The following is a 26,010-nucleotide window of genomic DNA, read 5'->3' as shown; positions in this document are numbered from 1 at the left end:
GTGGCTGCGGCATTTTGTCTGGCTGAGTGCGGTGCCGGTCCGGCCGGCGCGGGATCAGCGCCGCGTCTGTGCCTCGTGGCAGGCGGCATCCAGAAACCCGACCAGGGTGGCCACATGAGGCGCCAGCGCCGTGCGCAGGTCATGATCGCCCGCCACTTCCAGCAGCGTGGCATGGGGCGCCGCCGCTTGCAGCCGCAATGCATCGTCAAAGGGGGCGGTGGTGTCGTCGCGCCCATGCACCAGCAGCACCGGGCATTGCACCCGCCGGATGCTGGCCAGCGGCGCGATTTCGTCAAAGGTGGCTCCGATCACCCGCTGGACGTGGCGCAGCACATACCAGCCGATGACGGGGTAGGGGATGCGATATTCGGCCATCCAGCGGCGCATCACCTCGCGCGGGTGGGCAAAGGCCGACAGGCTGATCACCGCGCACAGATCGCCCGCGCGCGCCGCATGCAGCAGCACCGCCGCCGCCCCGACCGAATGGCCCAGAGCCGCGATCCGGTCCGGCGCGATGCCGGGCTGGCGGCGCAAAAAGGCAAGGCCCGCCGCGATATCCTCGGCAAAGCGCGGCATCGAGGTAAAGGCCTCGTCATCGCTGCGCCCGTGACAGCGCGCATCCAGCAACAGCACGGCATAGCCCGCTGCCTGCAACGGCGGCACCACCGGCCACATCATCGCGGCATTGGCGCCCCAGCCATGCATCACCAGCACCGCAGGCCGCGGCCCCGGCGCCGCCCCCGCCGGGGCAATCAGCCAGCCAAACAGGGTCTTGTCGCGCGGGCCGGTGATCTGCACCTCGCGCACCAGCGCCGGGTCAAGGCCCAGATCGTCGGGCCCCAGATCATGCGGCAGGCGCGGCGCGCGCAGGCCGCGCAGCAAGGCATGATGCACCAGCGCCCGTGCCGCCAAAAGCGCGGCCACCGCCAAAGCCAGAATCGAGATTTCGGTGCCCATCGTTCCCCCGGTAGCCATGCGCGGCCTGTGTGCGCCCATGCGGCTGCGGAGTAAAGCGATCCGTGCCCGCCTGCGGCCCGCGCTTGCGGCGCTTGATTCAGGTCATGGCATTCCGCCCCGCCGGGGCGCGAGCTAGGGCCAGGCTGTGCCGGTCGCGCCGGTTCCGGTGTGCACGTCGGCATGGTTGCCTTGTGCAGATGCGATCTGCAACCGCCCGGCGGCTCCGTTCCTGCCGGGCTTGTGCGAAGGGAAACGAGGATGAGCGACACCACTTCCGGCCCGCGCTGCGCCGTTCTGGTCGGGCCTTACACCTGCGGCAAGACCACCTTGTTCGAAGACCTGCTGTTTGCGGCGGGCGCGATCGACCGCCGCGGCGTGGTCAAGGAGGGCAGCACTGTGGGCGACAGCGCCCCCGAGGCGCGGGCGCGTGCGATGAGCACCGAGATGTCGGTGGCCAGTTTCGACTATCTGGGCGAGCCGTGGGCGGTGATTGACTGCCCCGGCTCGGTCGAGCTGACCCAAGAGGCGCGCGCGGCCATGATGGTGGCCGATATCGTGGTGGTCGTGTCCGAACCGCTGCCCGACCGCGCCGTCACCCTGTCGCCGATCTTGCGGTTTCTGGACGACCGCGACATTCCGCACCTGCTGTACATCAACAAGATGGACCTGCCCGAGGCGTCGGTGCGCGCCACCTTCGAGGCGTTGCAGGCGGTATCGGGCCGCCCGCTGGTGCTGCGCGAAATCCCGATCCGCAACGAGGCCGGGCAGATCACCGGCATGGTCGATCTGGTCAGCGAGCGGGCGTGGCGCTGGACCCCGCACAAGCCGTCCGATCTGGTCAGCCTGCCCGAACGGCTGCGCGACGCCGAAACGCAGGCACGAGGCCAGATGCTTGAGGCGCTGGCCGATTTCGACGACGCGCTGATGACCGAACTGCTGGATGACGTGGTGCCCTCGACCGACGAAATCTATCGTAACCTGACCAATGACCTGCAACTTGACCTGATCGTTCCGGTGTTTTTTGGCTCGGCCGAAAATGAAAACGGCATCCGTCGGCTGCTCAAGGCGCTGCGGCACGAGGCGCCGGGGGTGGCGGCCACGGCGCGGCGGCTGGGGGTCGCGGCGGGGCCGGGTGCTGCGGGCGGCACCGTGGCGCAGGTGTTCAAGACGCTTTACGCGGGACAGTCGGGCAAGATGTCGATCGCCCGCATCTGGTCGGGTGAGGTGCGCGAGGGCATGGTGCTGGGCCGCGACCGGGTCGGCAGCCTCGCCACGCTGATCGGCCGCAGGGCCAGCCCGAGGGGCGCAGCCGTGGCGGGCGAGGTGGTGGTGCTGGGCCGGATGGCCAATGCCGCCACCGGCGACCTGCTGGCTGAAACCGGCACGACCGCGCCCGACTGGCCCGCGCCCCCGGCGCCGCTTTATGCTTTGGCGATCCGCGCCGAGCGGCAGGCCGACGAGGTGAAGCTGGCCGCGGCGCTGGCACGCCTGGCCGAAGAGGACCCGTCGCTTCACGCCGCCCACCGCGTCGAGACCGGCGAGATGGTGCTGTCAGGTCAGGGCGAGGTGCAATTGCAGATCGTGCTGGCGCGGTTGAAAAGCGATTACGGGCTGGCGGTGGTGCAGGCCCGCCCGACTGTGGCCTTCAGGGAAACAATTACCCGGCCCGCAGCGCAGCATTCGCGGCACAAGAAACAATCAGGCGGGCATGGCGAGTTTGCCGATGTCCATCTGGAAATCTGGCCGCAGCCGCGCGGGGCGGGGTTCAGCTTTGAGGACCGGATCAGCGGCGGCGCGGTGCCGCGGCAATATATCCCGGCGGTGGAAAAGGGCGTGCAGGCGGCGCTGGCCCGTGGCCCGCTGGGGTTTCCGGTCGTCGATGTCGCCGTGGCGCTGACAGATGGCAGCTTTCACAGCGTGGACAGTTCCGACATGGCCTTTCAGAAGGCGGCGGCCAAGGCCATGGCCGAGGCGCTGCCGGGGTGTGGTCCTGTCCTGCTGGAGCCGATCCTGCGCGTCACGATCTCGGCCCCGTCCGAATTCACGCCACGGGTGCAGCGCATCGTCACCGGGCGGCGGGGGCAGTTGCTGGGCTTTGACGCAAAACCCGGATGGCCCGGATGGGACGAGGTGATGGCGCTGATGCCCGAGGCTGAGACGGTCGATCTGATCGTCGATCTGCGCTCGCAAAGTCTGGGCGTGGGCACCTTTGCGACCGCCTTCGACAGCCTGCAGGAGATTTCGGGCAAGGAGGCAGAGCGCATTCTGGCCGAGCGCCGCGCCACCCTTGCCGGGTAGGCCCGCCAGCGTGTCGCGCGCCGGGCGGCGGAGGTGCGCCGCCGCCCAAGGCGCCAAACGACCTGTCAGAACAACAGCTTGTAGCTGTTGCCCAGGGTGTCGGTTGCGGTGCCGGTGCCGCTTTCGGTGCCGGACCCCATGATGAAATTGCCCTGTACCCGTGCGCCGTTGTTGCACACCGCATAGATTTCGCCCGAATTGACGCCGCCCACATCCTCGGTGGAGCGGTTCATCTCGCCGCCGGGGTTGCGCAGTGACAGCGATAGCCCGCGCTCGCGCGAGATGATTTTGGGTGCGACCGAGGTCCATGTGCCCTTGCAGCGGGCCTTTTCGGGCTTGGGCAGGCGGAACTTGATCATGCCCGATGTGTCGGTGTCCTTATCCACCGACACTGCGATCACGCGCGAGGGGTCGGCATCGGCGATAGGCCCCTGCGTCGGATACAGGCGCATGTCGCCACCGCCCCCGCAGGCGGCAACGGGGAACAGAACGGCAAGGGCAAGAAGGGCGCGCAGGGTCACGGCAGTCGCTTTCGGGTTCATGGGGCGCCGGGTGCGAACAGGTCGCCCCGGCGTAGTTTCGCTATCCGGCATCGCAGGGCTTTGCAAGCCGCGACAGTGGCGCGATGGCAGGGTTTGCGCCCCCTTCCGACCAAGCCTTGCAGGCCGCACGGCGGCGCGGGATCATTGCGACGCAAGGTTGCCCGATGCCCGCCGGGCGCCCGCCCGTCTCAGACCAGCGCGCCCTCGGCAGAAAGCCGGGTCTTGCCACCCAGATAGGGGTGCAGCGCCGCAGGCAGCGTGACCGAGCCGTCAGCCTCTTGCCCGTTTTCCAGCACCGCGATCAGGCAGCGCCCCACCGCAAGGCCCGATCCGTTCAGAGTATGCACAAAGTCGGGCTTGCCGCCGCCCGCAGGCCGGTAGCGCGCATTCATCCGCCGGGCCTGAAAATCGCCGCAGTTCGACACCGACGAAATCTCTCGGTAGGTGTTCTGCCCCGGCAACCACACCTCCAGATCATGCGTCTTGACCGCGCCAAAGCCCATGTCGCCGGTGCACAGCACGATCCGCCGATAGGGCAGGTCCAGCCCCTCCAGCACCGCTTCGGCGCATTGGGTCATGCGTTCGTGTTCGGCGACCGAATCTTCGGGGCGGGTGATCGACACCATCTCGACCTTTTCAAACTGGTGCTGGCGCAACATCCCCGCCGTATCGCGCCCGGCGCTGCCCGCCTCGGAGCGGAAGCACTGGGTATGCGCGACCAGACGGCGGGGCAGGGTCGCCTCGTCGACCGTTTCGCCGTTGACGGTATTGGTCAGCGTCACCTCGGCGGTGGGCACCAGCCACCAGCCATCAGTGGTTTGATAACTGTCCTCGCCGAATTTCGGCAACTGGCCGGTGCCGAACATCATTTCGGGGCGCACCAGAACCGGGGTCCAGGTTTCGGTCAGGCCGTGCCGGTCGATGTGCAGATCCAGCATGTATTGCGCCAGGGCGCGCTGCACCCGCGCCACCGCGCCCGACAGCACTACAAAGCGCGCGCCCGACAGTTTTGCAGCGGTGGCGAAATCCATCCCCCCCTGCACGGCGGGCAGCTGGTAATGCTCGCGCGGGGCAAAGGCAAAGGCGCGCGGGGTGCCCCAGCGTTTGAGTTCCACATTGCCGGTCTCGTCCGCGCCATCGGGGGCGTCGGCGCTGGGCAGGTTCGGGATTGTCATCAGCAGATCGCGCAGCGCGGCATCCTCGGCCCCGGCCTCTGCCATCAGCCGTGCGACTTCGGCCTTCTTGTCGGCCACCAGTGCGCGCAGACGCGCAAACTCGGCCTCGTCGCCGCGGGCCTTGGCGGCGCCCACCTCTTTGCTGGCACGGTTCTGGTCGGCCTGCGCGGTTTCGGCGGCGTTGATCTTTGACCGCCGGTCCTCGTCCAGCGCAAGGATCTGCGCCGAGACAGGGGCCACAGCGCGCCGGGCAAGGGCTGCGTCGAAGGCGGCGGGATTTTCGCGGATGGCGCGGATGTCGTGCATGGCGGACCTCGTTTCGTTGCCCCGGGTTTACCCCATTGCCGCGCGCCGCGAAAGACCCGCGCCCCGCCAAGGCTCTGGCCCTGCCGTGCAGCCTTGCGGTAGACTGGGGTTGCGCTATATCACCTCACATTCAATAATCGGAATATAATTCCAGCCCCGCTTTCCCGCCCCGCCCCGCCCGACCCGACGAAAGGACACAGCCGATGAAGCCCCTGATCCTGACCCTTGCGCTGGTGGCGCTGCTGCTGCCGCCCGCCGCCCGCGCCGAGGCGCCGTTTCCCGTTGTGCCGGTGGCCGTAACCGACTGGAAGGCGGTCTATGGCCGGGTCGAGGCAAAGGATCGCATCCCCGCCCGGGCCCGGCTGGGGGGCACGTTGGTTGACCTGACGGTCGCCGAGGGCGAGACGGTGACTGCGGGCCAGCCGCTGGGCCGGATCGTGGATGAAAAGCTGGTGTTCCAACTGGGCGCGATTGATGCGCAGTTGCAGGCGCTGGGCTCGCAACTGGCCAATGCGCAGGCGGAACTGGCGCGCGGCGAGGAATTGCTGGCCCGCGGCGTTTCCACCGCGCAGCGGCTGGATGCGCTGCGCACCCAGGTCGATGTGCTGACAAACCAGATCGCCGCGCAACAGGCCGAACGGCAGGTTGTCGAACAGCAGGCTGCCGAAGGCACGGTGCTGGCCCCGATCGCGGGCCGGGTGCTGGAGGTGCCGGTGGCCAAGGGCGCGGTGGTGATGCCGGGCGAGGTGGTGGCGACGCTGGGCGGCGGCGGGTTCTTCTTGCGCCTCGCGGTGCCCGAACGCCACGCGGCCACCCTGCGCGAGGGGGACGCGATCGGAATCGAAACCGCCGCAGGCCTGACCCAGGGGCGGCTGGTCAAGGTCTATCCGCTGATCGAGAATGGCCGCGTCGTGGCCGATGTCGAGGTCGAGGCGCTGGATGCGGCCTTTGTCGATGCCCGCGTGCTGGTGCGGCTGCCGATGGGGCAGAGGCAGGTGATTGCGGTGCCTGCTGGCGCGCTGCACACCCGCGCGGGGCTGGATTTTGTTGTGGTCGAGGCGGGCGGCGCCCGGCTTGACCGGGCCGTGGTGCCGGGCAGCCACCATCTGATCGAGGGCGCCGACATGGTCGAGATCGTCACCGGCCTTGTCGCTGGCGATGTGGTGATCACCGATGAGCGCTGATCCCAAGGGCACCCCGCGTCTGGGGCTGGCGGGCTGGCTGACGCAGTCGTTCATCGGCTCGGCGCTGACGCCGCTGATTGTGATGGCGGCGCTGGCGGTGGGCCTGATGGCGCTGATCAGCCTGCCGCGTGAGGAAGAGCCGCAGATTTCCGTGCCGATGGTGGATATCCACATTCAGGCGCCGGGTCTTAAGGCCGAGGATGCCGTGAAACTGGTGACCGAACCGATGGAAAGCATCGTCAAGGGCATCAACGGCGTCGATCACGTCTATTCGCAGACCTTCGACGACCACGCGCTGGTGATGGCACGGTTCGAGGTGGGCACGCCCTCGGATGCGGCGATCCTGCGGGTGCACGAAAAGGTCCGCGCCAACCTGGACCGGATCCCGCTGGGCATCCCCGAGCCGCTGGTGGTGGGGCGCGGCATCGACGATGTGGCGATCCTGTCGCTGACGCTGACCGGCCGGGCGGGGCAGGCGGTTTCGGCCAATGACCTGACGCGGATCGCGCGCGAATTGCGCTCCGAGATCACCAAGATCGACGAGGTCGGCCTGACCTATCTGGTCGGCGAGGCGCCCGAGGCGATCCGCATTGCCCCCGACCCCGAGCGGCTGGCGCTTTATGGCATCACGCTGCAACAACTGGCCTACAAGGTGGAACAGGCCAACCGCGCCTTTTCCACCGGGCGGCTGCGCGATGGCGGGCAGGAAATCGACTTTGTGGCGGGCACCACGCTGGTTGCGCCCGCCGAGATCGCGGGGCTGATTCTGACCGCGCGCGATGGCCGCCCGGTGCATGTGGCCGATGTGGCCGATGTCAGCTTTGTCGAGGATACGTCGGATCATCTCGTGGCCAATGTCACCCGCGATGCCAGCGGCGTGCTGACCCGCGCGCCCGCGGTGACGCTGGCCGTGGCCAAGCGCGCGGGCGCCAATGCGGTGGTCGTGGGCGAGGCGATCCATCACCGGGTGGAGGCGCTGAAGGGCGACCTGATCCCCGAGACGGTCACGGTGCTGATCACCCGCGATTACGGCGAAACCGCCAATGAAAAGGCCAATGAACTGCTGTTTCACCTGGGCCTTGCCACGCTGTCGATCATTGCGCTGGTGTTCTTTGCGATCGGCTGGCGCGAAAGCCTTGTGGTGGCCATCGTGATTCCGGTCACGATCCTGCTGACGCTGTTTGCGGCCTGGGTCATGGGCTATACGCTGAACCGGATCAGCCTGTTCGCGCTGATCTTCTCGATCGGGATTCTGGTCGATGATGCCATCGTGGTGATCGAGAACATCGCCCGCCACTGGGGCATGAAGGGCGAGGGCAGCCGTGTGCAAAAGGCCATCGCAGCGGTGGCCGAGGTGGGCAACCCCACCATCGTCGCCACGCTGACGGTGGTGGCGGCGCTGTTGCCGATGCTGTTCGTGTCGGGGCTTATGGGCCCCTACATGTCGCCGATCCCGGCCAATGCCAGTGCGGCGATGATCTTTTCCTTCTTTGTGGCAGTGATCATCACGCCCTGGCTGATGGTCAAGATCGCGGGCCGCGCGCCGCTGCACCATGCCGAGGGCGACCACGGCGGGCGGCTGGGGCGGCTTTATACCCGCGTGGCGCGGCCGATCCTGGCCTCCAAGGGGCGGGCGCTGGCGTTCTTGCTGGTGACGGTGGTGCTGTCTTTCGGTTCGCTGGGGTTGCTCTATACCAAGGATGTCACGGTCAAGCTGCTGCCCTTTGACAACAAATCCGAATTGCAGGTGGTGATCGACCTGCCCGAGGGCGCCAGCACCGAGGCCACCGATGCGGTGGCGCAGGCGGTGGCGGCCGAGGTGACGAAACTGCCCGAGGTGGTGTCGGCCCAGACCCATGCCGGGGCGGCGGCGCCGTTCAACTTCAACGGCCTCGTGCGCCACTATTATCTGCGCGCCGCCCCCGAACAGGGCGATGTGCAGGTCAATCTGGCGCCCAAGGACGCCCGCGCGCGGTCAAGCCACGACATCGCGCTGGAAATCCGCGAGCGGCTGGCGGCGCTTGATCTGCCTTCCGGCACGGTGCTGAAAACCGTCGAAACCCCGCCGGGGCCGCCGGTTCTGTCCACGCTTCTGGCAGAGGTCTATGGCCCCGATCCCGAAACCCGGCGCGCGGTGGCAGCCAAGGTGCGGCAGGCCTTCGAGGGGGTTCCGTTCATCGTCGATGTCGATGACAGCTTCGGCACCCAGGCGCGGCGGCTGCGCGCCACCGTCAACGCCGACGACCTTGAATTCTTCGAGGTGCAGGAGGGCGATGTCTTCGACACCTTGGCCATTCTGAACGGCGGAACCACGGTGGGCTATTCCCACCGCGGCGCGGGGCGCCACCCGATCCCGATCCGGGTGGAGCGGGAAAAGGGCGCGCAGGTGATGGACGAGGCTGCGCTCTCGACCCCGATTCCGGCCAACCTGTTGCCCGGCGCGCGTGGCGTGGTCGAACTGGGCGATGTGGTGACGATCACCGAGGAACGCGCCAGCTTTCCGGTCTTTCGCCACAACGGCCGCCCGGCCGAAATGGTCACCGCCGATCTGGCGGGCACCTTCGAGGCGCCGCTTTACGGGATGCTGGCGGTGCAGCAGGCGCTGGATGCGATGGACTGGCCCGAGGGGCAAAAGCCCGCCATCAGCCTGCATGGCCAGCCCGAGGACGACAGCGCCGTGACGCTGCTGTGGGACGGCGAATGGGAGGTGACATGGGTCACCTTCCGCGACATGGGCGGAGCCTTCGGGGTGGCGCTTCTGGGGATTTATATCCTTGTGGTGGCGCAATTCGGCAGTTTCAAGCTGCCGCTTGTGATCCTGACCCCGGTGCCGCTGACATTTCTGGGCATCATGGGTGGGCACTGGCTGTTCTCGGCGCCGTTCTCGGCCACCTCGATGATCGGTTTCATCGCGTTGGCGGGGATCATCGTGCGCAACTCGATCCTGCTGGTCGATTTCATCCGCCATGCCGACCCGACCGGCAAGACCAAGGTCGATATCCTGCTGGAGGCGGGGGCGATCCGGTTCAAGCCGATCCTGCTGACGGCGATTGCGGCGATGATCGGGGCGGCGGTGATTCTGGCGGACCCGATCTTTCAGGGGCTGGCGATCTCGCTTCTGTTCGGCCTTCTGACATCGACCTTGCTGACGGTTCTGGTGATCCCGGCGATCTACCGGGTGTTTCGCACCTGAACCGCCGCCCCGGCCTGTGGGCCGGGGCCGGGGCGCGCACGGGTCCGATTGACCGCAAGGTTGCGGCGGGCCTATGAAGAAGGGCAGGGACGGGGCGGAGACGGGCATGAAGGTCATCATCTGTGGCGCGGGTCAGGTCGGCTGGCAGATCGCCCGCCACCTTTCGGGCGAGCGCAACGATGTCACCGTGGTGGACAACAACCCCGAACTGGTGCGCCGCGCCACCGATACGCTGGATGTGCGCGGCGTGGCGGGCTTTGCCTCATATCCAGGCGTGCTGGAACGTGCGGGCGCGCGCGACTGTGACCTGATCATCGCCGCCACCCATTCCGACGAGGTCAACATGGTCACCTGCCAGGTGGCCCATTCGATCTTTGGCGTGACGCGCAAGATCGCCCGCCTGCGCGCGCAGGATTATATGGAGCAGTTGTATTCCGACCTTTATCGCCGCGATCACCTGCCCATCGACGTGGTGATCAGCCCCGAACGCGAGGTGGCCGAGGCCGCGCTGCAACGGCTGGCCGCGCCCTCGGCCTTTGACACCGAAAGCTTCATGGGGGGGCAGGCCCAGCTTTTGGGGCTGGCGCTGGAAGAGGATTGCCCGGTTCTGGAAACGCCGCTGCGGCAGTTGACCGAACTGTTTTCGACCCTGCGCGCCATCGTCGTGGGGGTGCGCCGCGAGGGGCGGCTGTTTGCGCCCGATCCGGGCGATCAGCTGTTTGCGGGCGATCAGATCTATGTCATGTCGCATACCGAAGATGTGGCGCGCACGCTGGAAATCTTTGGCAAGGCCACCAAAAAGCAGGAACGCGTGGTGATCGTGGGCGGCGGCAATGTGGGCCTTTCCGTGGCCCGCGCACTGGAGGCGCGCACCGACCGCATCCGCGCCAAGGTGATCGAGAAATCGCGCCCGCAGGCCGAATTTGCCGCCGATGCGCTGGAGCGCACGATCGTTCTGCATGGCGACGGCATGGCCAGCGAACTGCTGGACGAGGCCGATGTGGCCCGCGCCGATGCGGTGCTGGCGGTGACCGACGACGACAAGACCAACATTCTGGTTGCCGTGCGCGCCAAGCAGGCGGGCTGCCCGATGGCGATTGCGCTGGTCAACGATCCGTCGCTGGTGCCGATGATGGCCGCGCTGGACATCGACGCCTACATCAACCCGCGCGCCACCACGGTGTCGTCGATCCTGCGCCATATCCGGCATGGCCGGGTGCGGGCGATCTATTCCATCGGCGACGCCGAGGCCGAGATGATCGAGGCGCAGGTGCTGTCCACCTCGCCGATCACCGGGCGACTGGTGCGCGACATCGCCTTTCCCGAAGGGGTGCTGGTGGGCGCCTTGATGAAGGCGGGCAAGGTCGTGAAACCCACCGGTGACACCCGGATCGACGAGGGCGATGTGATCGCGCTGTTTGCACTGGCCGCCGACATCCCCGAGGTGGAGCGGCTGTTGCAGGTCTCCATCGACTTCTTCTGATGCGGGGTCTGGCCGACATACCCCTGTTTGTCGTCCTGATCGGGATGGGCGCGGTCGCGATGTTTTTGCCCGCGGCCCATGCGCTTGCGGTCGATCAGCACGCCATCGCGCGGCCGTTCTTTTACGGCGGCACGCTGTTTCTGATTCTGGCGGTGCTGCTGGCGCTGGCCACGATGGCAAACCGGCCCAGCAATCTGGCGCGCGATCAGTTGCTGACGATGCTGGGGGCCTTTACGCTGCTTCCGCTGATGCTGGCGGTGCCGTTCAACGAGGCGGTGCCCGATACCGGGCTGTTCAACGCCTGGTGGGAAATGGTGTCGTCGATGACCACCACGGGTGCCTCGCTCTATGATCCGGCGCGGCTGGCGCCCAGCCTGCATCTGTGGCGGGCCACGGTGGGCTGGTTGGGCGGTTTCTTTATTCTGGTGATGGCGGTGGCGGTGTTGGCGCCAATGCGGCTTGGCGGGTTCGAGGTGTTCTTTTCCGGCGGCGCGGCAGGTGGTGCGCTGCCCGAGGTGGCGGTGGGCGGCGCGCGCGCAGTGCTGCCCGGTTCGCGCATCCTGCGGGCGGCGGGGGTGATCTTTCCGGCCTATGCGGGGCTGACCTTCGCGCTGTGGGTGGCGCTGCTGATCGCAGGCGATCCCGCGCTGGTGGGTTTGTGTCACGCGATGTCCACGCTTTCCACCTCGGGCATCTCGCCGGTGGGCGGGCCGGGGGCGGCACCCTCGGGGATTCTGGGCGAGGTTCTGATCGTGATGTTCCTCTTGCCTGCGCTGTCGCGCCGGTTCTGGCCCGGCGGGGGCGAGTTGCGCGCCTCGGACCGGCTGCTGACTGACCCGGAACTGCAACTGGGCATCGGGCTGGTGCTGGTGGTGCCTGCGCTGTTGTTCCTGCGCCACTGGCTGGGCGCGCTTGAGGTTTCCAGTCGCCCAGATCTGGCGTTGCTGGCGACCTCGCTGTGGGGGGGCGTGTTCACGGTGGCCTCGTTCCTGACCTCGACGGGGTTTGAATCTGCGGGCTGGACCGAGGCGCGCAACTGGTCTGGGCTGGAGGCGCCGGGTCTTATTCTGGCGGGGCTGGCGATCACCGGGGGCGGGGTCGCCACCACCGCCGGCGGGGTCAAACTGCTGCGGGTCTATGCGCTGCTGATGCTGGGCCAGCGCGAAATGGAACGTCTGATCCATCCCTCGTCGCTGGGCGGCGGCGGCCCGGTGGCGCGGCGGTTGCGGCGCGAGGGCGCCTATATGGCGTGGATCTTTTTCATGCTGTTTGCGATGTCGATCGCGGTGGTGGTGATGGGGGTGTCGCTGGCAGGGGTGGGGTTCGAACAGGCTACCGTGCTGTCGATCGCGGCGCTGTCAAACACCGGGCCGCTGGCCGGGGTGGCAGGGCTGGCGCCCTTGCCCTGGGCCGCGCTGGAAAGCGACGCCAAGGCGGTTCTGGCCGGGGCGATGGTGCTGGGGCGGCTGGAAACCCTGGCCATCATCGCGCTGCTGAACCCGGAATTCTGGCGGCTATGATCCGCGCGCGGGCCAGGGCAAGGGCAATGCTGCAAGGGATTGATTTTAGGGGGTGGAAACTCTGTCGATCTTAAGCATACTTGGCCGTGCCCGGCAGGTTTCGCCCGGCACCTGACGCGCGACAAGAACATAAGGCAAAACACCAATGGCTGCCGACAAACAGAACCTGCAAGACGCTTTTCTGAACCATGTTCGCAAGACCAAGGTTCCGGTCACCATCTTTCTGATCAACGGCGTCAAACTTCAGGGCGTGATAACCTGGTTTGACAATTTCTGCGTATTGCTGCGCCGCGACGGGCAATCGCAACTGGTCTACAAACATGCGATTTCCACGATCATGCCGGGTCAGCCGATCAGCCTGTATGAGGGCGAAGACTGAGCGCCCCCAGCCCGACCGCCGCGCGTCCGACCCGCGCCTATGTGCTGCATCCCGACCTGAAGGGGTCTTTGGGGCGCCGCCAGCCCGAGCTCGGGCTGGCCGAGGCGGTGTCACTGGCTGCCGCGCTGCCCTCGATCGAGGTGGTGGGGGCCGAGGTTGTGCGCCTGGCCCGGCCGCATCCGGGGCACCTGGTCGGCACCGGCAAGATGGCCGAGTTGAAAGACCGGATGGAGGCCGCCGAGGTTGACCTGGTGCTGGTCGATGGCCCGGTCAGCCCGGTGCAGCAGCGCAACCTTGAAAAGGAGTGGGGGGTCAAGCTTCTGGACCGGACCGGCCTGATCCTTGAGATTTTCGCCGACCGCGCCCGCACCCGCGAGGGGGTGTTGCAGGTCGAACTGGCGGCGCTGTCGTATCAGCGCACACGGCTGGTGCGTGCCTGGACCCATCTTGAACGCCAGCGCGGCGGCTTTGGCTTTGTCGGCGGCCCCGGCGAGACGCAGATCGAGGCTGACCGCCGCGCGATCGACGATCAGGTGGTGCGCATCAGGCGTCAGCTTGGCAAGGTTGTGAAAACGCGCGAATTGCACCGCGCCGCGCGTCGCCGGGTGCCGTTTCCGGTGGTGGCCCTGGTGGGCTATACCAACGCGGGCAAATCCACGCTGTTCAACCGCCTGACCGGGGCCGAGGTGCTGGCCAAGGACATGCTCTTTGCCACGCTCGATCCGACCATGCGCGGCGTCGTTCTGCCCTCGGGGCGCAAAGTCATCTTGTCGGATACGGTGGGCTTCATCTCTGACCTGCCCACCGAACTGGTGGCTGCCTTCCGTGCCACGCTGGAAGAGGTGCTGGAGGCCGACCTGATCCTGCATGTGCGCGACATCAGCCACCCCGAGACCGAGGAACAGGCCGTCGACGTGGGCGAGATCCTCGAAAGCCTGGGGGTGGCCGAGGATGTGGCGCTGATCGAGGTCTGGAACAAGATCGACAGTCTTGGCCCCGCCCTGCGCGCGGCGCTGCTGGTGCAGGATGCAAGGCGCGGCGACGTGCAGGCCGTGTCGGCGCTGACCGGCGAGGGGTTGCCCGCGCTGCTGGAGGCGATCGAGGCGCGGCTGGGCGAGGAACGGCACGAGGCCCATCTGCACCTTCCCTTTGCCGAGGGGCGCAAGCGCGCCTGGCTGCATCAGGCGGGGGTGGTGGAAACCGAAACCGCCGCCGAGGGCGGGCATGAGCTGACTGTGCGCTGGACTGCCCGGCAGGAACAGGATTATCGCGGGTTGTAAATCGCCCTTGGCGGGATCGTGAGTTTCCATTACGCCCGCCGCCGCTATCCTGAACGGGGCAGGCGGAACCGGGGGGCGGATGATGGCTGATGCGATGTGGCGGGTGGCGGTTCTTGCGCTGGTGCTGGCTTGCGGGTGCCCGGCTCTGGCCCAGACCAATGCCGGGCCCAGCGCCGACAGCCCCGACCGGCCCTTTGCCGCCACCCCGGTTGCCAGCTTTGACACGCCCTGGGCCATAGCCTTTCTGCCCGACGGGCGGCTTTTGGTGACCGAACGCGGCGGGCGTTTGTTTCTGGTCACGCCCGAGGGCGACAAGCGCGAGGTGAGCCCGCTGCCCGAGGTTGATGCCGACGGCCAGTTGGGGCTGCTGGATGTGGCTGTCTCGCCGCGCTTTGCGACCGACGGTCTGATCTACCTGACCTATGCCGAGCCGGGCCGGACCGGCGCGGGCCTTGTGCTGGCGCGCGCGCGTCTGGTCGAGACGGGCGGCGCGCCGCGGCTGGAGAATGCGCAGCCGATCTGGCGGCAGGGTCCGCAGGGCCGCCGCGGCCACCCCGGCGGGATCATCGCCTTTTCCCCCGATGGCGCGCATCTGTTCCTGAGCGTGGGCGAGCGGATGCGCGGCGACGGTGCCCAGAACCCCGACGCGCCCTTGGGCAAGGTGTTGCGCCTGTTGCCCGATGGCACGGTGCCGCCCGACAACCCGCAAGCCGCGGCGGGCGGGGTGCGGGCGCAGACCTGGACCACGGGTCACCGCAATCCCTATGGGCTGGCCTTTGCCCCCGATGGCCGGCTTTGGCTGCACGAGATGGGCCCGCGTGGTGGCGATGAGGTGAACCTGATCGCGCCGGGGCAGAACTATGGCTGGCCCGAGGTGTCGAACGGGGACACCTACGCGGGCCTGTCGATCCCCGACCATGACACCCGACCCGAGTTTACCCCGCCGGTGCTCTACTGGACGCCGGTGATCGCCCCCGCCGGTCTGGCGTTTTACGACGGACCGTTGTTTCCCGGCTGGTGGGGATCGGCGCTGATCGGCGGGCTGCGCGCCGAGGCGCTGGTGCGTGTCGAGATCACGCCAGATGGCGCACGCGAGGTTGACCGCTGGCCGATGGGCGCGCGCATCCGCGATGTGGCGGTGGCCGCCGATGGCGCCGTCTGGCTGATCGAGGATGATGCCCGGGGCCGCCTGATCCGGCTGACGCCCGCGGGCGGCTAGGGCGGCGCGGGGTGGCGGGCGCTGATTGCAATTTCCGGGTCATGGCGTAACTTGCGCGCCAGACGGCCAGACGGCCAGACGGGCAAACGGACAAACGGGCAGACGGGCGGGGCAGGCGGAATGAGCGGACTTCTGGCGCTACTGGATGACATCGCGGCGCTGACCAAGCTGGCTGCGGTGCAGGTGGACGATATCGCGGCGCAGGCAGGCAAGGTCGGGGTCAAGGTCGCCGGATCGGTGATTGATGATGCGGCCAAGGCTGGCGCGAAATCGGCCGGGGTCGTCATCGACGACGCCGCGGTGACGCCGAAATATGTGCAGGGACTTCCGGCGGCGCGCGAATTGCCGATCGTGTGGAAGATCGCGCGCGGATCGCTGTTCAACAAGCTGGTGCTGATCCTGCCGGTAGCGATGGCGCTGAACATCTTTGCGCCCTGGGCGCTGACCCCGCTTTTGATGATCGGGGGGGGCTATCTGTGCTTTGAGGGGGCGGAAAAGATCCTTCACCTGCTGGGGCCGCATGATGACCACGCGCCCCATCCCGAAACGCTGGATGCCGCGCATCTGGAAAAAAGCCGGGTCGCGGGGGCGATCAAGACCGATTTCATATTGTCTTCCGAAATCATGACCATCGCGCTGGCCGCCATCGAATCCGACAATCTGTGGATCGAAGGGGTGGTGCTGGCGCTGGTCGCGGTGGGCATCACCGCGATGGTCTATGGCGGGGTGGCGGTGCTGGTAAAGGCCGATGACATCGGCCTGCGGATGGCGCAGGCCGGGCGGTTTAGGCTGACGCGGGCGCTGGGGCGCGGGATCGTGCGGGGGATGCCGGGGTTCATGGGGGCAATCTCGGCCATTGGCACGGCGGCGATGCTGTGGGTGGGTGGCTCGATCGTGATCCACGGGCTTGAGGGTTTTGGCTGGGGCTGGATCGGTCACCAGATTCACGATCTGGCCGTATTGGCCGCGGCGGCGGTGCCCGCAGCGGCTGCCGGGGTCACAAGCTGGATCGTGACCGCAGCGCTCGATGGGGTGTTCGGGCTGGCGCTGGGGCTGGTCATCGTGCCGGTGGTGACGCTGATCTTCGCCCCGATCGCGCGGCTGTTCCGGCGCCGCAAGGCGGCGTGAGGGGGGCTAGAAATAGCCCACCGAGCGCAGGGCGATGTCGGCGTCATGATCGCGCCCGTAGGCGACAAGGCCCAGCGTCAGCAAGCGCTCGGCTCGGGGGTCAAGCTGCGGGCCGCGACGCGACCGCACAAAGGCCGCGAACGGCAGCCGCACTTCGGTCCAGTCGGGTGAACAGTCTGGGCCAGTGTCAAATCCTGCGCGGTAATGATCCCAGGGCATCGCCGTGGCAGAGGTTTTCAGATGCACGAAATACCGCTGCCCGTCGCCCCGCACCACCAGCCGCAGCCCCTGCGCCCTGGCGGGCGGTTGCTGGCTGATCGCGGTCTGGATCTGGATGAAACCGCCGTTGTTGCGGGTGCTGACGCGGCCGGTCATATGCGCAAAGGCGCCCTGCGCATCGCGCCCGAAGCTGACGCCCCCGATCGAGACGCCGCCCATCACCCCGTCGGTAAAGAACCGCCAGCGTGTTTCGGGCTGGCCGCTGAAATCGTCGATCACGCCGCCCCCTCCCGATGTCGCCGCGGCCCGGTCCGGGCCGCGGGTGTGTTTCCCGTCAGATCAGCCCGGCATGACGCATGGCGGCGTCGATCTGCGCCTTGGTGCTGTCTTGCAGCGGGGTCAGCGGCAGCCGCACCTCCTCCGAACACATGCCCAGCCGCGACAGCGCATATTTGGCCCCGGCCACCCCCGGCTCGACAAAGATCGCGGTGTGCAGCGGCATCAGCCGGTCTTGATAGTCCAGCGCGGTGGCATAATCGCCGCGCAGGGTTGCCTCCTGGAACTCGGCGCACAGCTTTGGCGCCACGTTCGCGGTGACCGAGATGCAGCCCACCCCGCCATGCGCGTTGAAGCCGAGTGCGGTGGCATCCTCGCCCGACAACTGGATGAAATCCCGCCCGCAGGTGTCGCGCTGCTGGCTCACGCGCTCGATCTTGCCGGTGGCGTCCTTGACGCCCACGATCCGCGGCAGCCGTGCCAGCTCGCCCATGGTCTCGGGCGTCATGTCCACGACCGACCGGCCGGGAATGTTGTAGATGATGATTGGCAGCGTGCAGCAATCGTGCAGGGCGGTGAAATGCGCCACCAGCCCGCGCTGTGTGGGCTTGTTGTAATAGGGCGTCACCACCAGCGCGGCATTGGCGCCCACCGCCTCGGCGTGGCGGATCAGCCCGATCCCTTCCTCGGTCGCGTTCGAACCGGCCCCGGCGATCACCGGCACCCGGCCCGCGGCGGCCTTGACCACCTCTTCGATCACGCGGCCATGTTCCTCATGGCTCAGCGTCGGGCTTTCGCCGGTGGTGCCCACCGGCACCAGCCCATGGCTGCCTTGGTCGATGTGCCACTCGACCAGCTTCTTGAGCGCGTCCAGATCCAGCGCGCCGTCCTTGAACGGCGTGACCAGTGCGGGGAAAGACCCTTTGAACATGACACGCTCCTGTGTGTGGGCGGATTCGCCCGGTTGAAATCGCGCCGGACCCTAGACGAGCGGCGCGGCCTTGCCAAGTTTGTGTCTTGCGCCATGGCCCCGGTGCAGGCAGGAAAGAGTAAAACAACACCCGAGGCAGCCATGATCCGAGCCTTTGCCGTTCTGGCGGCGCTTTCCATTTTCGCGATTCCCGCGCCGTCGCGCGCCGAAGACCCGGCCGCGCTGGCGCGCGCGCTGGCGGCTGTCGGTGCGCAGGATTGGGCGGGGGCCGCCGATGCGGCGCGCGGATCGGGGCCGCTGGCCTTTGACATCGTGGAATGGCAGCGGCTGCGCGCGGGGCAGGGCAGCCTGGCCGACTACGCCGATTTCGCCACGCGCCGGGCCGACTGGCCGGGTATGGCGCTGCTGCGCAAGAAGGGCGAGGCGGCCTTGCAAGGCGCCCGGCCCGACGAGGTGGTGGCCTATTTCGCGGGGGTCGCCCCGCAGACCGGCACCGGCGCGCTGGCGCTGGCCGCGGCGCATCAGGCGCGTGGCGAGGGCGCCAAGACCGCCGCCGTGGTCGCCGCCGCCTGGCGCGGGCTGAGCCTGACCGAAGCCGAAGAACTGGCGCTGCTGGCCGACCATGGCGCCGCCTTGGCCGACCATCACGGCGGGCGCATGGCGTGGTTGCTGGATCAGGGTGAGGTGGCGCAGGCGCGGCGGATGCTGGCGCGTGTCAGCCCCGGCACCCGCGCTGTGGCCGAGGCGCGGATTGCCTTGCAGACCGATGCCTCCGGGGTCGATGCGCTGATCAAGGCGATCCCGGAACGGATGCTGGGTTCAGCGGGTCTGGCGCGCGACCGGGCCGTTTGGCGGATGCGCAAGGATGCCGATGATGCCGCCGCCGATCTGGTGCTGGAGCGGTCGGCCAGCGCCGAGGCCCTGGGCGAGCCCGCGCTGTGGGCCAAGGCCCGCGCGGGGCTGGCGCGGCGCGATCTGCGCGAGGGCAACCCGGCGCGCGCCTATCGTCTGGCCGCGCGGCACCATCTGGCGTCGGGCAGTGATTATGCCGATCTGGAGTGGCTTGCGGGCTATGCCGCGCTGAAGCTGGGCGATGCCCCCGCGGCGCTGGGCCATTTCCAGCGGCTGGAGGCCGCGGTGGCCAGCCCCATCAGCCTGTCACGCGCGGGCTATTGGCAGGGCCGCGCGCAAGAGGCGCTGGGTCAGGCCGAGGCGGCGCGCGCGGCCTATGCCAAAGCGGCGCAGCATCAGACCGCATTTTATGGACTGCTGGCGTCGGAACGCGCCGGGCTGCCGCTTGATCCGGCGCTGGCCAACCCGCCCGAATTGCCCGACTGGCGCGGCGCGGGGTTCACCGCCTCGTCGGTGTTTCAGGCTGGCGTGCTGTTGCAGGCCGCGGGCGACAAGGCGCAGGCCGAGCGGTTCTTTCTGCATCTGGCCGAAAGCCTGAGCGGGGACGAGATTTCCCGTCTGGCCCGGCTGGCGCTGGATTGGCGCGAGCCGCATCTGGGGCTGATGCTGGCCAAGGCCGCCGCGCAGCAGGGCGTGGTGTTGCCTGCGGCCTATTTCCCGCTGTCGGGTCTGGAACGGCTGGATCTGGGGGTTCCGAAGGAACTGGCGCTGTCGATCGCGCGGCGCGAAAGCGAGTTTGACGCGGCTGTGGTGTCGGCGGCGGGGGCGCGCGGGTTGATGCAGGTGATGCCGGAAACCGCGCGGCGGATGGCGGCGCGGCTGGGGCTGCCTTACGAGGCGGCGCGGCTGACCACCGACCCCGAGTATAACGCCCGGCTGGGCGCGGCCTATCTGGCCGGTCTGCGCGATGAATTCGGGTCCTCGCCGGTGCTGGTGGCGGCGGGCTATAACGCCGGTCCGGGCCGCCCGCGGCGCTGGATGGCCGAGCGTGGCGACCCGCGCGCGGCGCATGTCGATGTGGTGGACTGGATCGAGGCGATCCCCTTCACCGAAACCCGCAACTATGTGATGCGGGTGGCCGAAAGCCTGCCGGTCTATCGCGCGCGGCTGACCGGGCAGGCAGGGCCAGTGCGGCTGAGCGACGAGTTGAAGGGCCGAGACTGAGGCAGGGTTCAGGCCGCGAACTGCATCCGGCACAGCGCGGCATAGCTGCCGTTGTGGGCCATCAGCACGTCATGCGTGCCTTCCTCGACCACCCGGCCCGCCTCGATCACCACGATCTTGTCGGCCTCGCGCACGGTGGCCAGACGGTGCGCGATGACCAATGTGGTGCGGCCCTCTGCCAGTCGCTCCAGCGCCTCTTGCACCACGGCTTCGGAGGCGGCATCCAGCGCCGAGGTCGCCTCATCCAGCAGCAGCACCGGCGCATCGCGCAGCACCGCGCGGGCGATTGCCACGCGCTGGCGCTGCCCGCCCGACAGCCCTGATCCGCGCGGGCCTGCGGGCGTGTCGATCCCGGCGGGCAGGATGCGCAGGAAATCGGCCACATGGGCGGCCTCCAGCGCGCGGGCCAGCGCGGCCTCGGGCACATCGCGGCGCCCCAGCACGATGTTTTCGCGGATGGTTTCGTCAAACAGCGCCGAATCTTGCGAAACGGTGGAAAACAGCGCCCGCAGGCCGGGCAGGTCGATCTCGCGGGTGTCGATGCCGCCGATGGTGACGCGGCCCTGATCGGGGTCGGCCATCCGGGTCAGCAGGTTGAACAGCGTGCTTTTACCCGCCCCCGACGGCCCTACGATCGCCGTGGTCTGGCCTGCCTCGGCGGTAAAGCTCAGCCCCCGCAGCACCGGCGTGTCGCCATAGGCCAGATGCACATCTTCGAACCGGATCGTGGTCTGGCCCGGTTCGGGGTGGCGCGGCGTGGCCGGGCTGACCACGCGCGGCGCGATGTCCAGCAGCCGGTAAAGCCGCTCAAGGCTGGCGGCCGCGGTCTGCCAGGTGCCGGCCAACCCGCCAAGGCGGCGCAGCGGCTGGAACGTCAGCGCCATCGCGGTGAAGAACGACATGAATTCGCCCACCGTCCGTTCGCCCGCGATGATTTCGCGCCCGCCCAGAATCAGCACCCCGAAAAAGCCGATCCCCGTCACCACGTCGATCAGCGCCGGGATCGCGGCGGTCGAGGCCGCCATCTTGATCTGCGCGCGCCGGATCGCATCGGCGATACGGGCAAAGCGGTCGGTCTGATAGGCCTCCAGCCGGTTCAGTTTGACCGCGGCGATACCGTGGAACACCTCATCCAGTCGGGTTGCGCGTTCGCCCGATTGTTCGCGCATCGCCCGCGTCTTGCGGCGGATATAGCGTTGCGCCACCACCGTCGGCAGGATCAGAAGCGGTGCCCCCACCAGCGCGGTGGCGGTCCAGACCGGGTCGATGCTGATCGCCACCGCAAACAGCGCCATCAGCGAGATCGCATCGCGCCCCGCCCCGGTGATGAAAGTGGACCAAACCCCCTGCACCGCGATCGTATCGCCCTGCACGCGTTCGATCAGCGCGCCGGGCGGGTTGGCCTGAAAGAACTGCGCATCCAGCGTCAGGATATGGCGCAACAGGTCTATCTGCATCGCGGTCGATGTGCCCAGAGAAACCCGTGTCAGCAGGGTGCGGTAAACGATCGAGGTGATCGCGCGCAACACGAACAGCCCGAGGATTGCAACGCCCACAACCCAGACCATCCCCGCGTCGCCCGCCACAAAGACACGGTCGAACAGCGGCTCCAGCATGTAGCTGAGCGCGCCGAGGGTGGACCCTTCGATTGCCATCACGGCGATTGCCGCCGCCATGGTCAGGCGGTGATGGCGCAGATAGTCGCGCCAGAGGCGGCCGAACAGGGCCGAAGAGCGGTAGGGATCGGAGGGTTTTGCCAAGGGCGGGCCTTTGCACGGGCGAGCGGTTGGTTCGGGATAGCCCGATGCCGGGCAGGGCGCAAGCGGGGCGGGGCGCGCGAGACGGCTGGCCGAGGGTCGCGGCGCGGCTTGCTGCCTTCGGATCGGGCACAACACGGGTGCCGCACCTCGCAAGGACTTGGCCTTGGCGCGGGCTTGTGATCCTCTGGCGGGGCGTCGGGCTGGCGCCGGAAGATCGGAAGGGGGAAGCTGATGCATCATCTTGCCGGGTCGTGGCAGGTCTGGGCCCTGGGCTCTGCCGGTTTTGCCGCGCTGACCGCGATCTTCGCCAAGATCGGCATTGCCGGGGTGGGGCCGGATTTCGCCACCTTGCTGCGCACCGTGGTGATCGTGCTGGCGCTGTCGGGCATTGTGCTGGCGACGGGGCAATGGCAACCGCTGGCGACGATTTCGGCGCGCAGCTATCTTTTCATCCTGCTATCGGGACTGGCAACAGGGGCGTCTTGGCTGTGCTATTTCCGCGCGCTGAAACTGGGCGATGCCGCCCGCGTGGCGCCGCTGGACAAGCTGAGCGTCGTTCTGGTGGCGATCTTTGGCGTGGTGTTTCTGGGCGAGAGGCTGGCGGGGCACAACTGGCTGGGGGTTGCGCTGATCGCAGCGGGGGCGGTGCTGGTCGCGCTGAAATAGCCCACGCCCGCCGCAGCCCGGCCATGCGTCACGCCAGATTGACCTGACCGCCCGCCGGTCTTACCGATGTGTGGTCAGAACAGGAGATAGACAATGAGCCTTGCGCAGGGCCGCCCCTATCTTGCCATTCCCGGCCCCTCGGCGATCCCCGACCGGGTGCTGGCCGCGATGCACCGGCCCGCGCCCAATATCTATGCGGGCGATCTGGTCGAGATGGTGGCAACGCTGTTTCCCGACCTGCGGCGGGTTGCGCTGACCAGTGCGCATGTGGCGATCTACATCGCCAATGGTCATGGCGCGTGGGAGGCGGCCAATGCCAACATGTTTTCGCGCGGCGACAAGGCGCTGGTGCTGGCCACGGGGCGGTTCGGCATCGGCTGGGCCGAAAGCGCCCGCGCCATGGGGGTAGAGGTCGAGGTGATCGACTTTGGCAAATCGGCCCCCGCCGACCCGGCCCGGCTGGAGGCCGCGTTGCGCGCTGACCTTTCGCACCAGATCAGGGCGGTTCTGGTGACGCATGTCGATACCGCCAGTTCGGTGAAAAACGACATTGCCGCGATCCGGGCGGCGATGGATGCGGCGGGGCACCCGGCGCTGCTGGCGGTGGATTGCATCGCCTCGCTGGGCTGTGACGAGTTTCGGATGGATGACTGGGGCGTCGATGTAATGGTGTCGGCCAGCCAGAAGGGGCTGATGGTGCCGCCGGGGCTGGGGTTTGTGTGGTTTTCCGACAAGGCGCTGGAGGCCGGGCGACGGGCCGATCTGGCCACGCCCTACTGGCGCTGGGAGCCGCGCGCCTTTGGCCCCGACTTCTGGATGCATTTTGCCGGAACGGCGCCCACGCACCACCTGTTCGGTCTGCGCACCTCGCTGACGATGCTGCTGGAGGAAGAGGGTCTGCCCCATGTCTGGGCGCGGCACGACCGGCTGGCACGCGCGGTCTGGGCGGCGTTCGAGGCCTGGGGGCGGGGCGGTGACATTGCGCTGAACATTACCGACCCCGCGGCCCGCGCGCGGGCGGTGACGGCGGTGCGGATCGGGAATGGCGGCGCGGCGCGGCTGCGCGCCTGGTGCGAGGCCGAGGCCGGGGTGACGCTCGGCATCGGGCTGGGAATGGCGGCGCCCGATGACCCGGCCTTTGGTGATTTCCTGCGGGTGGCGCATATGGGCCATGTGAACGCGCATATGACACTGGGCGTTCTGGCGGTAATGGAGGCGGGGATGCGGGCGCTGGACATACCGCACGGGCCGGGCGGACTGGCTGCGGCCACGGCTGTGGTTGCGGGCTGAAGGGCAGGGGGGCCGTCTGCCCCCCTCTGGGCCTGCGGCCCATTCACCCCCCGAGGATATTTCGGCCAAGATGAAGGGCGGGCCTCTCAGTTGGCGTTTTTCGTCAGCCAGTCCTGCATCCAGGCAATTTCGGCCTCTTGCGCGGCGATGATCTGTTCGGCAAGCGCGCGGACCTCGGGATCAGTCCCGTGGTCCAGCACCACGCGCGCCATGGCGACCGCACCCTGATGATGCGGGATCATGCCGCGCAGGAAATCAACGTCGGCATTGCCGGTGTAGTCGATCGCCATGGCGGTGTGCATCGTGTCATTGGCTGCGATGAAGGCGGCGGTCGAGGCGGGGGCTGCCGCGGCGGGCGAAGCACCGATATGGGCGGAATGGTCCATCGACTGGGCCGTGGTGCCCTGAGCCAGCGCAAGGCTGATCAGGGCGGCGCAAAGCGCGGGGTATGTTCTGGTCATCGGTCTCTCCCTTGGTGTGGGGAGTGTGGCCGATGCGGCCCGCGCGGGCAAATCACCGCTGGGAGAGGGGCGCCGGGGCGCCCCCCGCAGCGGTCAGGCCTTGTCGGCGAGCGCCTTGCACCAGGCTTCCATTTCCGTCGTCGCCAGTTCCATCGGCGGCTCGAGGAAGGTGAGGTGGAAGTGATCGCCCATATCGGCCACGCCGATGGCGCGCGGGCGCACCGCCAGAACATGGGCATTGGGCAGCATCACGCCAAAACAGAACACGATGTTCTTGGCCGCCCTGATCGTGTCGGCGATGGTGCCGCCGATGGCTGCGGTGTGGGCGTAATGGTCGAAGGTGGCGATAAAGGCCACTTTCGGGTGGGCGTCGATCTTTGCCTTCAGCGCGGCGATGATGTCATCGACCGAGGCGCAGGAGGTTTCGGACTTCGGCAGGGTCATGTCGAAGACCGGGTATTTTTCCATCAGCAGCGATTGTTTCATGGGCCTCACCCGTGCGTTAAATTCGGTATTTTGAATGTAACTTTTCGGGCGTCGGGTCAAGCGTCTTTTCTCAGCCTGTGCATGCAGCGGCCAGCGCCGGCGGCAAGGCCTCGGCTACGGCGACCATTTCGGCATCCGGGCCGCAACTGATGCGGATGCAGCGGTCGTGTGGGGGCACAAAGGGCATCCGGGCGAAGATACCGCGCTCGATCAGCCCGGCCAGGACACGGCGGGCGAACACCCCGTCGGCGCCGCAGTCGATGGTGACGAAATTGGTGGCCGAGGGCAGGGCGATCAGGCCGTTCTCGGTGGCGATCGCGGCGAGACGGCTGCGCGAGCGGGCCACTTCGGCGCGGACATGGGCGCTCCAGCCCTGATCGGTCAGCGCCGCCAGGGCGCCGATCTGGCTGGTGCGGCACATGCCGAAATGGTTGCGGATCTTGTTGAAGGCCGCGATCAGCGGTGCCGCGCCGATGGCATAGCCCACCCGCGCGCCCGCCAGCCCGTAGCCTTTGGAAAAGGTCCGCATCCGGATCACCCGCGGGTCGGCGGGGTCGATGTCGGGCGCGGTGCCGGTGGGGGCGAGGTCGATATAGGCCTCGTCCAGGATCATCAGGCAACCGTCGGGCACTGCCTCGACCATGGCGGCGATGGTCGAGGCGGGGTGGTGGCTGGCCATCGGGTTGTCGGGGTTGGCGATGTAGACGAGTTTCGCCCCCGTCTCGGCGGCGCGCGCGATCAGGGCGGCGGGGTCTTCGTGGTTGCCGAGGTAGGGCACCTTGTGCAGCGCGCCGCCAAAGCCCAGCACATGGAAAGTGAAGGTCGGATAGGCCCCGTCCGAGGTGACGACGGCATCGCCCGGCTCGATCAGCAGCCGCACCAGATAGCCCAGAAGCCCGTCGATGCCTTCGCCCACCATGATGTTTTCCGGGCCGCAGCCGTGATGGGCGGCCAGAGCCGCCCTCAGGTCGTGGTTTTCCGGGTCGCCATACATCCAGGCGCCTGCGGCCGCCTCCTGCATGGCGGCGATGGCGCGGGGGCTGGGGCCAAAGCCGTTTTCGTTGGCCCCAAGGCGCGCGCGGAAGGCCCGCCCCGCGTTGCGTTCCAGCGTTTCGGGGCCGGTGAAGGGCACCGAGGCGGGCAGGCTTTGCACAAGCCGTGTGTAGCGCGGTCCGGTCATC

Annotated in this window: 21 protein-coding genes; 12 read left to right on the top strand and 9 right to left on the bottom strand. The window is 68.0% G+C overall.

The genetic code is table 11. The annotated features are described in order from the left end of the window. Window positions 1-54: 54 nt before the first annotated feature. Window positions 55-975, bottom strand: coding sequence for an alpha/beta hydrolase (locus C5F46_RS00870; protein ID WP_235820037.1), 921 nt, complete (start codon window positions 973-975; stop codon window positions 55-57). 240 nt (window positions 976-1,215) lie between these two features. Here C5F46_RS00870 and C5F46_RS00865 point away from each other — a divergent pair, with 240 nt between their 5' ends. After that, window positions 1,216-3,255, top strand: a complete 2,040-nt coding sequence (locus tag C5F46_RS00865) for an elongation factor G (protein ID WP_107323459.1) — start codon at window positions 1,216-1,218, stop codon at window positions 3,253-3,255. Window positions 3,256-3,320: 65 nt separating this feature from the next. Here the strand turns inward: C5F46_RS00865 and C5F46_RS00860 are convergent, their stop codons facing one another. After that, complete coding sequence (locus tag C5F46_RS00860; protein WP_107323493.1) at window positions 3,321-3,776, bottom strand: hypothetical protein; 456 nt, start codon at window positions 3,774-3,776, stop codon at window positions 3,321-3,323. A 209-nt stretch (window positions 3,777-3,985) separates the two neighbouring features. Continuing rightward, on the bottom strand, window positions 3,986-5,278 hold the full coding sequence (gene serS, locus C5F46_RS00855) for a serine--tRNA ligase (protein WP_107323458.1): 1,293 nt from the start codon (window positions 5,276-5,278) through the stop codon (window positions 3,986-3,988). A 203-nt stretch (window positions 5,279-5,481) separates the two neighbouring features. Between serS and C5F46_RS00850 the strand changes: the two genes are divergently transcribed. From C5F46_RS00850 to C5F46_RS00815, 8 genes are all read left to right on the top strand, one after another. Next, entirely contained in the window at window positions 5,482-6,462 is a 981-nt protein-coding gene (locus C5F46_RS00850; protein ID WP_107323457.1) for an efflux RND transporter periplasmic adaptor subunit, read from the top strand. After that, window positions 6,452-9,655 (top strand): efflux RND transporter permease subunit, encoded by a 3,204-nt coding sequence (locus C5F46_RS00845; protein ID WP_107323456.1) that lies wholly within the window; start codon window positions 6,452-6,454, stop codon window positions 9,653-9,655. Before C5F46_RS00850 ends, C5F46_RS00845 begins: the two co-directional genes overlap by 11 nt. 106 nt (window positions 9,656-9,761) lie before the next feature. Further along, complete coding sequence (gene trkA / locus C5F46_RS00840) at window positions 9,762-11,138, top strand: Trk system potassium transporter TrkA (RefSeq protein WP_107323492.1); 1,377 nt, start codon at window positions 9,762-9,764, stop codon at window positions 11,136-11,138. Then, window positions 11,138-12,658 (top strand): TrkH family potassium uptake protein, encoded by a 1,521-nt coding sequence (locus tag C5F46_RS00835; protein WP_107323455.1) that lies wholly within the window; start codon window positions 11,138-11,140, stop codon window positions 12,656-12,658. The genes trkA and C5F46_RS00835 overlap by 1 nt, the downstream gene beginning before the upstream one ends. A gap of 145 nt (window positions 12,659-12,803) precedes the next feature. After that, window positions 12,804-13,037, top strand: a complete 234-nt coding sequence (gene hfq / locus C5F46_RS00830; protein ID WP_107323454.1) for an RNA chaperone Hfq — start codon at window positions 12,804-12,806, stop codon at window positions 13,035-13,037. Beyond that, window positions 13,034-14,317, top strand: coding sequence for a GTPase HflX (gene hflX, locus C5F46_RS00825; RefSeq protein ID WP_107323453.1), 1,284 nt, complete (start codon window positions 13,034-13,036; stop codon window positions 14,315-14,317). The genes hfq and hflX overlap by 4 nt, the downstream gene beginning before the upstream one ends. 82 nt (window positions 14,318-14,399) lie before the next feature. Then, entirely contained in the window at window positions 14,400-15,536 is a 1,137-nt protein-coding gene (locus C5F46_RS00820) for a PQQ-dependent sugar dehydrogenase (RefSeq protein ID WP_201161455.1), read from the top strand. 120 nt (window positions 15,537-15,656) lie between these two features. Further along, complete coding sequence (locus C5F46_RS00815) at window positions 15,657-16,664, top strand: DUF808 domain-containing protein (protein WP_107323452.1); 1,008 nt, start codon at window positions 15,657-15,659, stop codon at window positions 16,662-16,664. Between the two features lie 6 nt (window positions 16,665-16,670). Here C5F46_RS00815 and C5F46_RS00810 read toward each other — a convergent pair whose 3' ends face one another. Both C5F46_RS00810 and dapA read right to left on the bottom strand, forming a co-directional pair. Further along, a complete protein-coding gene (locus C5F46_RS00810) occupies window positions 16,671-17,162 on the bottom strand; it encodes a CIA30 family protein (RefSeq protein WP_201161454.1) in 492 nt (163 codons plus the stop codon). Between the two features lie 55 nt (window positions 17,163-17,217). Beyond that, entirely contained in the window at window positions 17,218-18,090 is an 873-nt protein-coding gene (gene dapA / locus C5F46_RS00805) for a 4-hydroxy-tetrahydrodipicolinate synthase (protein ID WP_107323451.1), read from the bottom strand. 141 nt (window positions 18,091-18,231) lie between these two features. Here dapA and C5F46_RS00800 point away from each other — a divergent pair, with 141 nt between their 5' ends. Continuing rightward, window positions 18,232-20,166, top strand: a complete 1,935-nt coding sequence (locus tag C5F46_RS00800; protein ID WP_107323489.1) for a lytic transglycosylase domain-containing protein — start codon at window positions 18,232-18,234, stop codon at window positions 20,164-20,166. Between the two features lie 8 nt (window positions 20,167-20,174). On the opposite strand, the gene C5F46_RS00795 is transcribed toward C5F46_RS00800, so the two are convergent. Then, window positions 20,175-21,842 (bottom strand): ABC transporter ATP-binding protein, encoded by a 1,668-nt coding sequence (locus tag C5F46_RS00795; protein ID WP_107323488.1) that lies wholly within the window; start codon window positions 21,840-21,842, stop codon window positions 20,175-20,177. Window positions 21,843-22,157: 315 nt separating this feature from the next. Between C5F46_RS00795 and C5F46_RS00790 the strand changes: the two genes are divergently transcribed. Continuing rightward, on the top strand, window positions 22,158-22,592 hold the full coding sequence (locus C5F46_RS00790) for an EamA family transporter (protein ID WP_107323450.1): 435 nt from the start codon (window positions 22,158-22,160) through the stop codon (window positions 22,590-22,592). 93 nt (window positions 22,593-22,685) lie between these two features. Further along, complete coding sequence (locus C5F46_RS00785) at window positions 22,686-23,882, top strand: pyridoxal-phosphate-dependent aminotransferase family protein (RefSeq protein WP_107323449.1); 1,197 nt, start codon at window positions 22,686-22,688, stop codon at window positions 23,880-23,882. 86 nt (window positions 23,883-23,968) lie between these two features. On the opposite strand, the gene copM is transcribed toward C5F46_RS00785, so the two are convergent. The 3 genes from copM to C5F46_RS00770 form a co-directional block, all read right to left on the bottom strand. Next, window positions 23,969-24,343, bottom strand: coding sequence for a CopM family metallochaperone (gene copM / locus C5F46_RS00780; RefSeq protein ID WP_107323448.1), 375 nt, complete (start codon window positions 24,341-24,343; stop codon window positions 23,969-23,971). 93 nt (window positions 24,344-24,436) lie between these two features. Further along, window positions 24,437-24,829: a DUF6858 family protein gene (locus C5F46_RS00775; protein WP_107323447.1), complete on the bottom strand. Its 393-nt coding sequence runs from the start codon at window positions 24,827-24,829 to the stop codon at window positions 24,437-24,439. Between the two features lie 70 nt (window positions 24,830-24,899). After that, window positions 24,900-26,009 carry a pyridoxal phosphate-dependent aminotransferase gene (locus C5F46_RS00770; RefSeq protein ID WP_107323446.1) on the bottom strand — a complete coding sequence of 370 codons (1,110 nt, stop codon included), beginning with the start codon at window positions 26,007-26,009 and terminating at the stop codon, window positions 24,900-24,902. Between the last annotated feature and the right edge of the window lies 1 nt (window position 26,010).

Source organism: Phaeovulum veldkampii DSM 11550 (genome assembly GCF_003034995.1).
GTDB classification, from domain to species: domain Bacteria; phylum Pseudomonadota; class Alphaproteobacteria; order Rhodobacterales; family Rhodobacteraceae; genus Phaeovulum; species Phaeovulum veldkampii.
Note: the sequence above shows the minus strand (reverse complement) of the source record. Positions and strands in the feature narration are given on the sequence as shown.

Bases quoted from the DNA above. Each gene is read 5' to 3' on its own strand.
- C5F46_RS00815 (WP_107323452.1), top strand. From the start codon at position 15,657: ATGAGCGGACTTCTGGCGCTACTGGATGACATCGCGGCGCTGACCAAG.
- dapA (WP_107323451.1), bottom strand. From the start codon at position 18,090: ATGTTCAAAGGGTCTTTCCCCGCACTGGTCACGCCGTTCAAGGACGGC.
- C5F46_RS00795 (WP_107323488.1), bottom strand. From the start codon at position 21,842: ATGGCGGCGGCAATCGCCGTGATGGCAATCGAAGGGTCCACCCTCGGC.
- C5F46_RS00770 (WP_107323446.1), bottom strand. From the start codon at position 26,009: ATGACCGGACCGCGCTACACACGGCTTGTGCAAAGCCTGCCCGCCTCG.
- C5F46_RS00850 (WP_107323457.1), top strand. From the start codon at position 5,482: ATGAAGCCCCTGATCCTGACCCTTGCGCTGGTGGCGCTGCTGCTGCCG.
- C5F46_RS00865 (WP_107323459.1), top strand. From the start codon at position 1,216: ATGAGCGACACCACTTCCGGCCCGCGCTGCGCCGTTCTGGTCGGGCCT.
- trkA (WP_107323492.1), top strand. From the start codon at position 9,762: ATGAAGGTCATCATCTGTGGCGCGGGTCAGGTCGGCTGGCAGATCGCC.
- C5F46_RS00835 (WP_107323455.1), top strand. From the start codon at position 11,138: ATGCGGGGTCTGGCCGACATACCCCTGTTTGTCGTCCTGATCGGGATG.
- serS (WP_107323458.1), bottom strand. From the start codon at position 5,278: ATGCACGACATCCGCGCCATCCGCGAAAATCCCGCCGCCTTCGACGCA.
- C5F46_RS00820 (WP_201161455.1), top strand. From the start codon at position 14,400: ATGGCTGATGCGATGTGGCGGGTGGCGGTTCTTGCGCTGGTGCTGGCT.
- copM (WP_107323448.1), bottom strand. From the start codon at position 24,343: ATGACCAGAACATACCCCGCGCTTTGCGCCGCCCTGATCAGCCTTGCG.
- C5F46_RS00845 (WP_107323456.1), top strand. From the start codon at position 6,452: ATGAGCGCTGATCCCAAGGGCACCCCGCGTCTGGGGCTGGCGGGCTGG.
- C5F46_RS00790 (WP_107323450.1), top strand. From the start codon at position 22,158: ATGCATCATCTTGCCGGGTCGTGGCAGGTCTGGGCCCTGGGCTCTGCC.
- C5F46_RS00785 (WP_107323449.1), top strand. From the start codon at position 22,686: ATGAGCCTTGCGCAGGGCCGCCCCTATCTTGCCATTCCCGGCCCCTCG.
- hfq (WP_107323454.1), top strand. From the start codon at position 12,804: ATGGCTGCCGACAAACAGAACCTGCAAGACGCTTTTCTGAACCATGTT.
- C5F46_RS00775 (WP_107323447.1), bottom strand. From the start codon at position 24,829: ATGAAACAATCGCTGCTGATGGAAAAATACCCGGTCTTCGACATGACC.
- C5F46_RS00800 (WP_107323489.1), top strand. From the start codon at position 18,232: ATGATCCGAGCCTTTGCCGTTCTGGCGGCGCTTTCCATTTTCGCGATT.
- C5F46_RS00870 (WP_235820037.1), bottom strand. From the start codon at position 975: ATGGCTACCGGGGGAACGATGGGCACCGAAATCTCGATTCTGGCTTTG.